Origin of the sequence: Microcystis sp. 49638_E5 (assembly GCF_021300285.1) — a bacterium.
In the GTDB taxonomy this organism is placed as follows: domain Bacteria; phylum Cyanobacteriota; class Cyanobacteriia; order Cyanobacteriales; family Microcystaceae; genus Microcystis; species Microcystis aeruginosa_C.
The window spans coordinates 17,206-29,568 of sequence record NZ_JAJTDH010000006.1 but is presented as its reverse complement, the minus strand read 5'-3'; the positions used below and the strand labels follow the sequence as shown (position 1 = coordinate 29,568).

The window sequence follows — 12,363 nt, the reverse complement described above, 5'->3', positions numbered from 1 at the left end:
ACCAGAATTTTGAGCTAACTACTGGCGATGCGGAATCCTAATACACTATAGCGATTATCGGGGCTAAATTGGCCTCGACTAGCGGAGCGACATTCCCTCAATTCTGTCCCCCAACCACCTCCACGCAGGACGCGATAACGATTGCCGGTGCTATTAGGATCGGCCGGCCATACTTGGTCATCGTTGGGAGCATTTTTATAGTTGCGATGCCAAGGATCGGCACACCATTCGTATAAACTGCCGTGTAAATCGTATAATCCGAAGGCATTTGGGGGAAAACTACCTACAGGGGTGGTTTTAGCTCGAAATTCGCTCTCTCTTTCCACTGCATAGGGAAATTTAATGGCATAGTAGTTAGCGAATTCACTGGTAAGGGTGGCACCAAAGTAGAAGGGTGTGGTAGTGCCGGCACGACAAGCATATTCCCATTGTGCCTCGCTTGGGAGCCGATAGTTTCTGCCGGTGGCCCTGGCAAGTCGCTCGCAAAACTCGATCGCATCATACCAAGAGATGCTATCGACGGGTAAGTTATCCCCTTGGAAGTGGGAGGGATTGGGGTTTAAATCGCGGTTAATTTTGGGGATATTAGCGACAATTTGCCATTGTTTTTGGGTTATCGGGTATTTACTCAGGTAAAAACTGTTCACCTTGACTAAGCGCTGGGGTTTATCACTACCGGTAAAGTCTCCTTTTTCTCCGTCCGGTGTCCCCATGATAAAAGTGCCAGCAGGGATAGCAATCATCTCTAATCCCGCAAGGGTTTCGCTGTAGTATTCGGCGCTGCGGGAATTGCGCTCGATCACGAAACCGCTAGGATCGAGAGTAACGGTTTCAAAGGAAAAGCTTTGTCGGGGGGGAAAAGAGGAATTTTGGGGGGGTTGCGGGGGGATGATTGCTGTAGCGGTGGAGGGGGAAACAATATTTTTTCTATCTAGAATCGCTGCCAGGCCGACTCCTGCACCGATCAGACTGATCCACTGGCAAAATTTACGTCTGTTTACTTTAATCATCCCGATTTTTCTGTCATTATCACCCCATCCATTATACCATTAAATTCTGACTATTATTTGGTCACTGCCCCTTGTCCTTAATAATCGATGCCCAGCTTTTTGACTGTCCATAAACATTGGTTGATTGGAGCAATTATCACCTTTTTAGGTGCTTTTTTGCGAATCTATAATTATGATTCTTTGCCTCCAGATAATTGGACTTCTGATGAATATGCTTTTGCTTGGAGTGGCATGAGTTTATTACAAACGGGTATCCCCACCAGTTGGTCATGGTTAAGTCCCACGGATAATTTTCCTACGGTGGTTTGGGAAGCGAAAAATATCCGTTATCGTTTGGTTACTCCCTGGTTTGATCATCCTCCTTTATTTGGTTTATTGGTGGGTTTATTTGCTCTTTTAGGAGGGGCAAAAACTTTTTTTGATTGCAGTTTAACTATTATTAGAGTCCCTTCTTTATTCTTAGGTATTGCTTCTATAGTTTTGGTCTATTTACTCGCTCTCAAGTTAAGTAATTTATCGATCGCTATAATCGCTAGTTTAATTTATGCCACCAATCCCAATACAGTTTTTCTATCTCGATTAGCTATTAGTGAAAATTTAATGATTATTTTCTGCTTATTTATCATCTTACTGTATTGGCAATACTATCAAACTAAGCAGAAAAAATATCTCTACATTGCCGCTTGTTTAGCTGGTTTAGCCTGTTTAGTCAAGGTAACAGCCATTTATTTAGTAGTATTATTAATTGTCCTCTTGATTTACGAAAAGCAAGGACGAGAAGCCATTTATGTGACTGCGATCAGTGCTTTCTTTTTCTCTCTCTATTTTCTCTACGGTGCTATCTACGACTACGATTTTTTTCGTAAGATATTTCAAGAACAATCCCTGCGTTTTGAGGACTTTAACTTTGTCAAATATCTAACCACTCCTACGGTATTTTTCGAGGATGGTTGGTTAATTTTTAGCTGGTTAACCCTCTTACCCTTTCTCAGAAAAAATCCCGCTAGTCCCCAAGTTAGATTACTCGCTTTACCGGTAATCCTCTACACCTTAATTTTAGTTGCCACGGGAGCGCAAAGTCACTTTTTTACTTGGTATATGATTCCTTTTTATCCGTTTATGTTTATTATTCTAGGCATCTTTCTTGATGATTTTCGCCAGGAAACTGACGGATTAACTGCCTCAATTATTTTTATCTTTCTGGGAGTTTGGTCGATTCATCTCAACTTGACAGCATGGATATTAGCTTCTCCCTACGGTCGCTATTATTTTATGATCGGTACGGCAGCAATTCTGGGAGTATTCTATCTCAAGGATATCTTTGGTCTCTTTAAAAAATTCTGGATCGATCGCTTTACTTTCCTGTTATTCTTGGCCCTGCTGGCAGCTAATATCAATGTGGTATTAACCTATAAATTTTCTGGTTAAAACTTGGCGAGAAGGAACCCCGAAAAGGGATAAATTGGCCTGGGAATCGAGAGTAAACTTAACTAGGATCACTGACTCAGGAATAACTTATTCTTGGCCAGTTCCAGCCAATGTTAAATTTATTAATAGACTCTTTAACTTATTGTCCCCTAACCTTTGCCACTGAATTGATAAATGTCGATCGATTTTCGCAATCTTAATACACTTTGGGGTTCTATTTTAGTCGAAACATTGGCCCGTTTGGGATTGACGATAGGGGTGGTTTCTCCCGGATCGCGCTCGACTCCTTTAACGATAGCCTTGGCAAGACATCCCCAGATTGAAGCTATTCCCATCTTAGACGAGCGCTCGGCCGCTTTTTTTGCCCTGGGATTAGCCAAACAATTATATCAACCGGTGGTTCTAGTCTGCACTTCCGGGACCGCCACGGCTAATTTTTATCCCGCAGTCATTGAAGCAAAAGAAAGTCATGTCCCTTTATTAATTCTAACCGCCGATCGCCCCCCAGAATTGCGTCATGCTCATGCCGGTCAGACTATCGATCAAGTCAAACTCTACGGTAATTATCCCAACTGGCAAGCGGAAATTAGCTGTCCTAGTGCCAATATCGAGCGTTTACGCTATCTCCGTCAAACTATCATCCACGCGTGGTGGCGCTGTCTTGATCCTGTCCCCGGAGTGGTGCATCTGAACTTACCATTTCGCGATCCCCTCGCACCAACTCCCGATCTAGAAATTAACAATTTAGAGGCTAATTTTGACGAAGAAGCTTTTTTTAGCCATATATCTCGGCAAAATATCGCCATTAACCACTCAATTCTCGAAATTCCTTCTTTACCCCCCCAAGGAATTATCATCGCGGGATTAGCTTCCCCGCAAAACCCCGAAAGTTACTGTCAGGCGATCGCTAATTTAGCCCGATCGCAACAATATCCCGTCTTAGCGGAAGCTTTATCTCCTCTGCGAAACTATGCAGGGTTAAATCCCCATCTCATCACTACCTATGATTTATTATTGCGGAATCCTGCCCTTAGAACCCAATTAACCCCCGATGTTGTCCTACAAATTGGCGAATTACCCACCAGCAAAGAATTACGGACCTGGTTAGAAGAAATCGACTGTCCGCGTTGGATTATCGATCCCCATCCCGATAATTACGATCCTCTACAGGGAAAAACCAGACATCTCAGGGTAAATATCGAGCAATTAGGGGATTTATTCCCAGATAAAACCGATAATAATCGAGAATATCGGCAATTATGGCACAAATTCGACCAGCAAGCCAGATTAACTATCGATCGCCTTTTGGCAGCAGAAACTAAACTGATTGAAGGGAAAATCCCCTGGCTGCTCTCCCAATACCTCCCCCCCCGCACCCCGATCTTTATCTCTAATAGTATGCCTGTTCGCTATGCCGAATTTTTTAACCCGCCTAGCGATCGCCAAATTCGTCCCTATTTTAATCGCGGGGCCAATGGCATCGACGGCAACCTATCCACTGCGATAGGAATAGCTTATAAAAATGTCCCCAGTCTGCTATTAACGGGAGATTTAGCCCTATTACACGACACAAATGGTTTTTTAATCAAAAAATATTTTGTTGGCTCATTGACCATAATTTTAATCAATAACAAGGGGGGAGGCATTTTCCAGATGTTGCCGATCGCCAAATTTGACCCTCCCTTTGAAGAATTTTTTGCCACTCCCCAAAATATCGACTTTTGCCAACTCTGTCACACCTACGGTATCGATTACCATTTAATCAGCGATTGGACTGATTTTGAGCAAAAAATCGCAGTTTTGCCGGAATCAGGCATAAGATTACTAGAAATATCCTGCGATCGAGCTTTTAATACTCAATGGTTCCTCAGTAATTATGTGTAGGGTGTGGGGTGTGGGAATTATGAATTATGAATTATGAATTATGAAGTGGGGTGTGGGGAGAACAAAGCTACCTATTGCAAGAGTGCCTATTGCCTATCCTGATATGTAGCTTATAATCAACGGATTTAGTATTAATTGCCTTTTTCGAGAAAGTGAATACAATGGGTGGAAAGCGAGTTAAAAAGGTCAGATGAATCGACAAAGACGGCAAAAATCAAGACAATTTTCTCTCCCTAGATATTCTATCTTTCCCTGGGAACAATGGCGATCGGGAGTGACTTCTTTGGTGATTAGCTTGGTCTTGTCCCTACTGATTTTAAAACTGAATACCTCTAGTCTCTCCACTGCCACCATAAATATTTTTAATCCCTCCACTGTGGGGGAGAATTTAGCCGGTAAGAGCCTAGATGAGTTAGAAAAGCAGAAAATCGCCGAATTTTTGCAAATTGCCCCGCCAGAAACCGAATTAACCCTCGATCGCGCTCCCTTGTTTATTCTCCACGATACAGCTTGGAGTATGACTGCGGGTAACATCGAAGAGCAGAAAAAATATGCTCGCGGTCCGATGAAATTGGGTCCGAATGTTTACATCCCCCGCAAACCGAATTCCAGGGATAGAGATATTTTAGACTCGATCGCCCGGCCTTTTTTTGAACGTCACCGTCCCACTGCCACTTTTTATGAACAAGCGGCCGAAATGCTGCCCGCAGACACCAGGGATCAATTAGTGCGTCAACTGTGGCAACTTACCCCAGAAACTATCCGCGTCAAGGGTTTTGCACTTGCTTTAGCGGGTGTTCCTTTGAGTACGCGATCGGCTCCTGAGTTAGAAAAAAGAGCGAGAATTTGGTTAAATACGCCTTCAGAAGCAGTCTTTAGGCGTTTAGTCAAAGAATATCCCACAAATTACTTTGATGGGGCAAAAAGCACCGCATTATGGGCAACAGAAGCGATTTGTCAGCAGCTATCTCACCCTAATTGCGATCGCTTGCAGCCGGTTTTTGCCGAAAGAAATCGTCGGGTTATCTCCAGCGTTAACATTGAACTGGTACAAGCGCCGGGATCCCACTGTTTGACCAAAGGACGCTTGCAACCCCTCCCCGGTTACAGCGATTTTCAATACCAACAAACGGCGAAATATTATCTCCTCGCAGCCTTACAAACGGGACAATTACCGCAAATTGTCAGCCATTTTGCCGTGGATAGTTTTCTGATTAATCAAGGAAAATATCCCCATTGTGACCCCCGGGGTTTTGATCTACAACGTCTCTACAATCTCATCAGTCAAGCTTTGGGTTATGACCCCGGCACTGTTTATGGCATCGTCCCTCGTTACGGCACAAATATTATAGCCGGTGATAATATTTGGTGGCATAATCAAGTTTTTGACGCAGCCAATTTACCCACAACTTTAAATTAGACCTGATCATTTATAAATATCCACTTCTCCCAAAGCTTCTAGATAGGTGATCGCCGCTTCTAAAGGAGAATCGTAGCTATAGGAAAACTCCTCAAACCAGCGTCCTTCCTCCGATTTGGCATCTAATTTATTTAACCATTGCTTCGCCTTTCTAGTTAAAGCTTCTCGCTTACGCTGCTGTTTTAATGCCGCTGCTTTTTCTTTTTCCGCTGCCTCCTGTTGTTGCCTTTCTTGGTTTTCTAAGGCTAAAGCTTTTAAAAGCGCATCGGTAGCAGAATCGCCAGCATAATTAACCTTAAATTCGTCTGGGTAACGATCTTTTTCTTGGTGAGAAGAAGGGGACGGCATCGGTTTTTCCTGATCCCGTTTCTGGTATTCTGCCTTCATTTGTGCCAGTAAATCTTCTATTTCTCCCATAATGGTCAAGTTAGAAAGTAAAAAGTTAAAAAGATAATTGCTCTGATTGCCTCTGCCTTAATAACTAAGTAGCTGGTTATAATTAAATTGAAGATGGATCCCCCCTTAATCCCCCCTTGATAAGGGGGGTGTCTGACAGTTTTTAACACCTAACTACTTAATAATGGGTTTCCTTATTTTTCCAAACGCACTAGATACCATTGTAAATAACCCTCCTCACCCAGGTCCAACTCGCAGTAATTATCGCGCAGATAGAGAGATTTTTCCTCAAAACTAGAGAATTTTGCCAATTGTCGGGGACAAATCTCCGGTTTTGCGCTGATTAAATCTTTTAACTTATCCCGCAACTGGTCGGGAGTCTGGAATTGTTCAGGTTGATCGGCCTCAAGGACAAGAAAATAGTCCCCTTGATACATAATAGAATCGGGCATCGCTGTTTGATAGTCTCAGTAGGAAAATTTTTTGGCTATCTTTATCACTTTATCGCCTCAACGCTCGATCGACACCACCACTATGACAGACCATCTCACCAATCCCTTTCTCAGTCTCCCTTACGAAAGCGCCATGCAGGACTTGGGGGACCAATACTATGATCAAGTTGCGGCTGCGGATTTTCCCAGTCATATCCTTCGTTTTCGCAATGATGCTTTATTACCTTTGGTGGGAATTCAGCCAGAATTAACCTTAGATGAGCATTTTATCGAGGCTTTTGGTAAATTTCAATCCCTGACCCCCTTTTTGGCCCTGCGTTACCACGGTTATCAATTTGGCGAGTATAATCCTTTCTTGGGAGATGGTCGCGGTTTTCTCTACGGTCAAGTTAGGGGTATTGATGGCAAATTATACGATTTTGGTACGAAAGGATCGGGACGGACTCCCTATTCTCGTCATGCAGACGGTAGGTTAACTCTCAAGGGTGGAGTCAGAGAAGTCTTAGCCGCGGAAGCTTTACGCAGTTTAGGGGTGAATACCTCTCGCTGTCTGAGTTTGGTGGAAACGGGGGAAGCTCTCTGGCGCGGCGATGAACCTTCCCCGACGCGATCTTCGGTGATGATTCGAGTTAGTAATTCTCATATTCGTTTCGGGACTTTTGAGCGTTTATTTCATATTAAACGTAGCGATTTAATTAAAAGACTCCTCGATCATGTGATTATTTATTATTATCCTGAAATCAATCCCCAAGATAGTGATCGCTATTTAAAATTTTACGCCGCTTTAATCGAAAGAACCGCTAAATTAGCAGCCCAATGGATGGTCGCAGGTTTTTGTCATGGGGTTCTTAATACCGATAATATGTCAATTACTGGGGAAAGTTTCGATTATGGTCCCTACGCTTTTATTCCTTCCTATAACCCCCAATTTACGGCGGCTTATTTCGACTACGGTGGCCGTTATAGTTATGGTAATCAGCCTTTTATCTGTCGTTTAAATCTAGAGTTACTGCAATCTCCCCTGTCGATGGTCATCTCCTTGTTAGAGTTAGATATGGCTTTGGCTAACTATGACCAGCATTACAATTTTTATTATCAAAAAATGATGCTCAAAAAGTTAGGTTTTGAGGATATTTTTACTCCCGAATCCGCTTTACTGGTCAGCAAAACTGTGGAAGTTCTCCAAGAAACTGACCTGGGTTATCACGACTTTTTCTATCAATTAAGTGAACAATTTAATTACGGTTGGCGAGAAAATAGTTCCCTAATTCTTGAAAATACGGATTTACCAAAAGCTGATTGGCAACGTTGGCGAGAGTTATATAGTTTGGTCTTAAATCAATTACCCCTAGATTCCTTGTCTGAAATTGACGACACCTTAACGCATTATAATCCTAAAACCGCTTTACTTAGACCGCTAATCGAATCGGTTTGGGAGGCAATTACTTATAACGATGATTGGCAACCTTTCCACGAATTAGTGATAAAATTACAAAATAAGCAGTAATTAAGTAATAAGTAGTGGTGCAAAATTAATTTCTTGGTTAGAATAGGCAAGAGGTGGTTAAATATGTGTAATTAATTATCTCTAGCTACTTATTTAGGTCATTTCCTGAAATGCGTTGGACAAAAATTGACCAGACTTGGCGATCAATGTTTTCTCTCCAACCATTGAGAGTTGTCAAAATAATAGTAAAATTTTGTGACAAAGTGCAGTCATATCTAAGAATCTTTGCTAAAATTCTGGAAGGATTCTGTGATCAGTCTCCTTAAAGGAGATTGTTTGCAGTAAACTAATCTGGCTAACAGGCTAGGGATCGCAAACAATAACTATAAACCAACAAAATATGAGTCAACAAGACCAACAAGGTGATCATTCAACTCCTAAAAATATTCAAGATCAAGACCCTATAAAACGTCCAAAAGTACCTCTATGGCTTATTGGTGTAATAGCATTTACCTTTACTTGGATTTTTATTGGAATTTCGGTTATTATTGGTTGGCGAATGTATTGGAACTCTCCTATTCATCCAAGCTTTGCATTGTTTGGCGCTGTTGCATTTTCATCTGTTACAGCTTTTACGATTGTTCTAACACTTGAGATTGTAACTGGGCGCGATTTATCTTTTGAGTTTGCTAATTTAAAGTTTACTGGTACATCTGGACCAGTGACTTTATGGATACTAGCTTTTTTGGCAATAATGAGCACTTTTATATTAGGTGATTTTCAAAATCTTGCTAAATCAGAAGCAAAGCCTAATCCTCCTCTCCACCAATTGGCACCATCAAACTCATCAGATACGCCAACTCCTTGAATAATAAGTAATTTGTCAACTGTGAAAAAAATTAAAGCAATATTTGCGCTCTTAATAAGTGTTGTGACAATTGTTTTTACCCTGTTTTGCTCATTCCCAATTGTAACTAAAATTGGAATAATTTTTGTTTATCTTGTTTGTATGGCGATTATTTTAGACTATCTCTCTCGTATCTGAAAATTTATTTTTAGTTCATTAGACATCTCCATAGTATTATCTCAAGACCAAAAGTCTATCTAGTTAAGGAATCTACCCGAATAAAAATGATTTTAATTGCCTCATATTTTTTCAGTAAAATTGAATTAGCAACGATAGATATACATTCTAGCCATCGAACGATTTGGTTAGTACACAGGACAAAAGCAAGCTGTGACTAGGTTGTAATTTTTGGAGATGTCTATTCATTGAAGCTGTGCGTCTAAGTGCGATGCCGCTCTTGTAGGGTGCGAAAACGCGCGTGTAACGCACCTTTTTCAAGTGAGATCGCCAGTCTTGTAGGGTGCGTTCCCTAATGGGGGTCTTACTGCTCCACCAATAGATTTTTGGGGAACGTACCATGCCCATGGATTGAAGCTGTGAGTCTAAGTACGATGCCGCTCTGGTGGGCCTAGTTGAGGAATGTTAGGGAAGATTCCCAATGTTTGGTTAAAATAGAGGGGCAAAAGTCGCCCCAGGGTCGCTTCAATGACAGTTAGACAACCCCGCTACAGTAAAGAAGAATTCGCTCGACGTGGTAATGAGATTTATCAATCTCAGGTACGTCCCCAAGTCGAGGAAGGCAACTATGGCAAAATTGTGGCGATCGATATTGAGACAGGAGCCTTTGAATTAGCAAAGGATACGATGACTGCTTCAGACCGATTGCTAGAACGTTGCCCCGACGCTCAAATCTGGTGCGTTCGGATTGGTCATAGAGGAGTTCATCGCTTTGGTGTCGGTCGTTTGCAATAACTCTATGATGCAAGGAATTGTTGATCAAAACTGTGAGGCGACTATCCGACTGGTCGTAGGCAATTTAGATTCACAGAGGCAAATGATCGATGCTGTCATTGATACAGGATTTACAGGTTTTCTGACTCTGCCTTCCTCAGTGCTTGCCGATCTCAACTTACGCGCATATAGACGTGAAGAGGGAATCCTGGGGAATGGAAGCACTTGTATTTTCGATGTGTATCGTGGTTTAGTTATTTGGGATGGAGAGTTGCGGCGAATTGATATAAACGAATCGGATACAGAACCTTTGGTTGGTATGGGTTTACTCTACGGCTATCGGATGCAGCTTGATGTAATCGAGGGTGGTACGGTTACAATCCAGGCATTGAGCAGTTTAAGTTGATCCGTGGGTCACTGTCTAACCAGCCCTAGGGTGCGTTCCCTAATGGGGGTCTTACTGCTCCACCGATCGATTTTGGGGAACGCACCATGCACATTGATTGAAGTTGTGAGTTTAAGTGCGATGCCGCTCTGGTGGGACCAGTTGAGGATGGCAAGCTGGTAGCATTGGTAGATTTGCTTCAACAGCAACATCCTACAGATAAGGTGCTAATTTTCACTCAGTTTGCCGATACCGCTCGCTATCTGGCAACAGCGTTGCAGGCCCAGGGCATCACTCAGATTGGTTTGGCGACTGGACAATCGACTGACCCGACGGCTCTGGCTTGGCGGTTTAGCCCCATCAGTAATGAAAAATCCATCCCAGCAGCCGAGCAATTACGGGTGTTGGTGGCGACGGATGTGTTGAGTGAGGGGCAAAACTTGCAAGATTGTGCCATCATTCTCAACTACGACTTGCCCTGGGCGATTATTCGTCTGATTCAGCGGGCAGGACGGGTAGACCGGATTGGGCAGCAGGCGGACGAAATTCTCTGCTATTCGTTTTTGCCTGCGGAGGGGGTGGAGCGGCTGATTAACCTGCGGGGACGTTTGCGCGACCGCCTGAACGAAAATCAAGAAGTGGTAGGCACCGATGAAGCCTTTTTTGAGGACGAACAAGCGCGGGAGATGCTGCTAAATCTTTATAATGAGCGATCGGGGGTGCTGGATGAAACCGATGAAGGGGAGGTGGATCTAACCTCCGAGGCGTTGCAGATCTGGCAAAGTGCGATCGATGCCAACCCTGCCCTGAAAGGGATGATCGAAAAACTGCCCGATGTGGTGTACTCCACACGGGAGCATGAATCTACAGTATCTGATCCAGAGGGTGTGTTGTTGTACCTCCGCACGGATAGCGGCACCGACGCTTTGGCATGGGTGGACAAGGACGGTAACAGCGTCACCCAGTCTCAGATGCGGATTCTCCGTATGGCGCGATGCAGCATTGATACCCCAACCTTACCCCGCCATCCCCAGCACCATGAACTCGTGACACGGGGGGCGGAACTGATCGCGGAGCAAACCAAAACTGTGGCGGGTACCCTGGGCAATAAGCGCAGTGCAGCGGCACGGACTTATGATCGCCTGATGGCCTACACCCAACGGATCCGTGAAACCACGCCTCTACTGGCCATGGGGACGGAATGGGAAAACCGGTCACGGGCGATCGAAGAAATCAACCAGCATCCGTTAAAGCAAAATGCGGTCGCTCGTCTCAACAGGGAACTTAAAGCAGGCATCAGTGATGAGCAGTTGGCAAAACTGGTGACATTTCTGCGGGAGCATGATGCTTTGTGTGTGATCAACCCGGAGGAACGGCAAGACGGAGCACGAATTATCTGTTCGATGGGATTATTTAGAGGCTAAAGTAGAGGCAGGTTCCCAGTATTTCCCCCTGTTGAGAAAACAACCTATGACTGAAACTAAGTAGCTGGTTATAATTAAATTAAAAATGGATTTTGCCTTTAATCCCCCCTTGATCCCCCCTTGATAAGGGGGGTGCCGATCCCCCCTTAGTCCCCCCTTTAATCCCCCCTTAATAAGGGGGGCATCTGACAACTTTTAACGCCTACCTACTTAGGAGAAGAAACGATGCGATCCAATCTCTATGAAACAGATTTTTATGCTTGGACTTTGGAGCAATCTAAGTTACTCCAAATAAGCGATTTTAAGGGATTAGATATTGTGAATTTGGTCGAGGAAATTGAATCTTTGGGTAAACAACAGCGGCAAGAATTAGAGAACCGTTTAGCAATCTTGCTTGGTCATCTTCTTAAGTGGGACTACCAGCCCGAACGCCGTAGCAAAAGCTGGAAAGCTACTATTCGTGAACAACGACGAGCGATTCAAAGACTGATGCAAGCAAACCCTAGCCTCAAGCCTTATCTAGAAGAGGCGATCGCCTACGCTTATCAATCTGGGATTGATCTAGTGGTGCGCGAAACGCCCTTGGACGATCAAGATTTACCCGCCGATTGTCAGTACACACCAGAGCAAATTTTCGACCCTAATTTTCCTCAGACTTTGAACTAGGCTTGACATCATATTTCCAGATGTATTGCTGATTAATTCTCCAAGCCCTTAAC

Annotated in this window: 12 protein-coding genes; 9 read left to right on the top strand and 3 right to left on the bottom strand. The window is 43.5% G+C overall.

The features are described 5' to 3' along the window. Positions 1–14: 14 nt before the first annotated feature. On the bottom strand, positions 15–1,010 hold the full coding sequence (locus LW728_RS02370) for a formylglycine-generating enzyme family protein (RefSeq protein WP_002799989.1): 996 nt from the start codon (positions 1,008–1,010) through the stop codon (positions 15–17). Between the two features lie 87 nt (positions 1,011–1,097). Between LW728_RS02370 and LW728_RS02365 the strand changes: the two genes are divergently transcribed. From LW728_RS02365 to LW728_RS02355, 3 genes are all read left to right on the top strand, one after another. Beyond that, positions 1,098–2,438 (top strand): ArnT family glycosyltransferase, encoded by a 1,341-nt coding sequence (locus LW728_RS02365; protein WP_287764988.1) that lies wholly within the window; start codon positions 1,098–1,100, stop codon positions 2,436–2,438. Between the two features lie 174 nt (positions 2,439–2,612). Then, a complete protein-coding gene (menD, locus tag LW728_RS02360) occupies positions 2,613–4,322 on the top strand; it encodes a 2-succinyl-5-enolpyruvyl-6-hydroxy-3-cyclohexene-1-carboxylic-acid synthase (RefSeq protein WP_002799986.1) in 1,710 nt (569 codons plus the stop codon). Positions 4,323–4,512: 190 nt separating this feature from the next. After that, positions 4,513–5,742, top strand: a complete 1,230-nt coding sequence (locus tag LW728_RS02355) for a hypothetical protein (RefSeq protein WP_287764986.1) — start codon at positions 4,513–4,515, stop codon at positions 5,740–5,742. 6 nt (positions 5,743–5,748) lie between these two features. Here LW728_RS02355 and LW728_RS02350 read toward each other — a convergent pair whose 3' ends face one another. After that, the gene (locus tag LW728_RS02350; protein WP_002799982.1) at positions 5,749–6,159 is read right to left on the bottom strand and encodes a salt stress protein, Slr1339 family; all 411 of its coding nucleotides are present in this window, start codon (positions 6,157–6,159) and stop codon (positions 5,749–5,751) included. A gap of 173 nt (positions 6,160–6,332) precedes the next feature. Beyond that, positions 6,333–6,590: a CRR7 family NDH-1 assembly protein gene (locus LW728_RS02345; protein WP_287764983.1), complete on the bottom strand. Its 258-nt coding sequence runs from the start codon at positions 6,588–6,590 to the stop codon at positions 6,333–6,335. 82 nt (positions 6,591–6,672) lie between these two features. On the opposite strand from LW728_RS02345, the gene LW728_RS02340 reads away from it, so the two are divergent. The 6 genes from LW728_RS02340 (at position 6,673) to LW728_RS02315 (ending at position 12,310) form a co-directional block, all read left to right on the top strand. Further along, positions 6,673–8,097, top strand: coding sequence for a protein adenylyltransferase SelO (locus tag LW728_RS02340; RefSeq protein ID WP_409786507.1), 1,425 nt, complete (start codon positions 6,673–6,675; stop codon positions 8,095–8,097). A 340-nt stretch (positions 8,098–8,437) separates the two neighbouring features. Continuing rightward, entirely contained in the window at positions 8,438–8,905 is a 468-nt protein-coding gene (locus LW728_RS02335) for a hypothetical protein (RefSeq protein WP_287664724.1), read from the top strand. Between the two features lie 684 nt (positions 8,906–9,589). Then, positions 9,590–9,856: a hypothetical protein gene (locus LW728_RS02330; protein WP_002765250.1), complete on the top strand. Its 267-nt coding sequence runs from the start codon at positions 9,590–9,592 to the stop codon at positions 9,854–9,856. A gap of 4 nt (positions 9,857–9,860) precedes the next feature. Continuing rightward, complete coding sequence (locus tag LW728_RS02325; protein WP_287664728.1) at positions 9,861–10,241, top strand: clan AA aspartic protease; 381 nt, start codon at positions 9,861–9,863, stop codon at positions 10,239–10,241. Positions 10,242–10,372: 131 nt separating this feature from the next. Continuing rightward, positions 10,373–11,644, top strand: a complete 1,272-nt coding sequence (locus tag LW728_RS02320) for a C-terminal helicase domain-containing protein (RefSeq protein ID WP_002799951.1) — start codon at positions 10,373–10,375, stop codon at positions 11,642–11,644. Between the two features lie 225 nt (positions 11,645–11,869). Further along, positions 11,870–12,310 carry a DUF29 domain-containing protein gene (locus LW728_RS02315; RefSeq protein ID WP_002799947.1) on the top strand — a complete coding sequence of 147 codons (441 nt, stop codon included), beginning with the start codon at positions 11,870–11,872 and terminating at the stop codon, positions 12,308–12,310. Positions 12,311–12,363: the final 53 nt, after the last annotated feature.

Excerpts from the sequence above, each read along its gene's own strand:
- LW728_RS02370 (WP_002799989.1), bottom strand. The coding sequence starts at position 1,010 with ATGATTAAAGTAAACAGACGTAAATTTTGCCAGTGGATCAGTCTGATC.
- LW728_RS02365 (WP_287764988.1), top strand. The coding sequence starts at position 1,098 with ATGCCCAGCTTTTTGACTGTCCATAAACATTGGTTGATTGGAGCAATT.
- menD (WP_002799986.1), top strand. The coding sequence starts at position 2,613 with ATGTCGATCGATTTTCGCAATCTTAATACACTTTGGGGTTCTATTTTA.
- LW728_RS02355 (WP_287764986.1), top strand. The coding sequence starts at position 4,513 with ATGAATCGACAAAGACGGCAAAAATCAAGACAATTTTCTCTCCCTAGA.
- LW728_RS02350 (WP_002799982.1), bottom strand. The coding sequence starts at position 6,159 with ATGGGAGAAATAGAAGATTTACTGGCACAAATGAAGGCAGAATACCAG.
- LW728_RS02345 (WP_287764983.1), bottom strand. The coding sequence starts at position 6,590 with ATGCCCGATTCTATTATGTATCAAGGGGACTATTTTCTTGTCCTTGAG.
- LW728_RS02340 (WP_409786507.1), top strand. The coding sequence starts at position 6,673 with ATGACAGACCATCTCACCAATCCCTTTCTCAGTCTCCCTTACGAAAGC.
- LW728_RS02335 (WP_287664724.1), top strand. The coding sequence starts at position 8,438 with ATGAGTCAACAAGACCAACAAGGTGATCATTCAACTCCTAAAAATATT.
- LW728_RS02330 (WP_002765250.1), top strand. The coding sequence starts at position 9,590 with ATGACAGTTAGACAACCCCGCTACAGTAAAGAAGAATTCGCTCGACGT.
- LW728_RS02325 (WP_287664728.1), top strand. The coding sequence starts at position 9,861 with ATGATGCAAGGAATTGTTGATCAAAACTGTGAGGCGACTATCCGACTG.
- LW728_RS02315 (WP_002799947.1), top strand. The coding sequence starts at position 11,870 with ATGCGATCCAATCTCTATGAAACAGATTTTTATGCTTGGACTTTGGAG.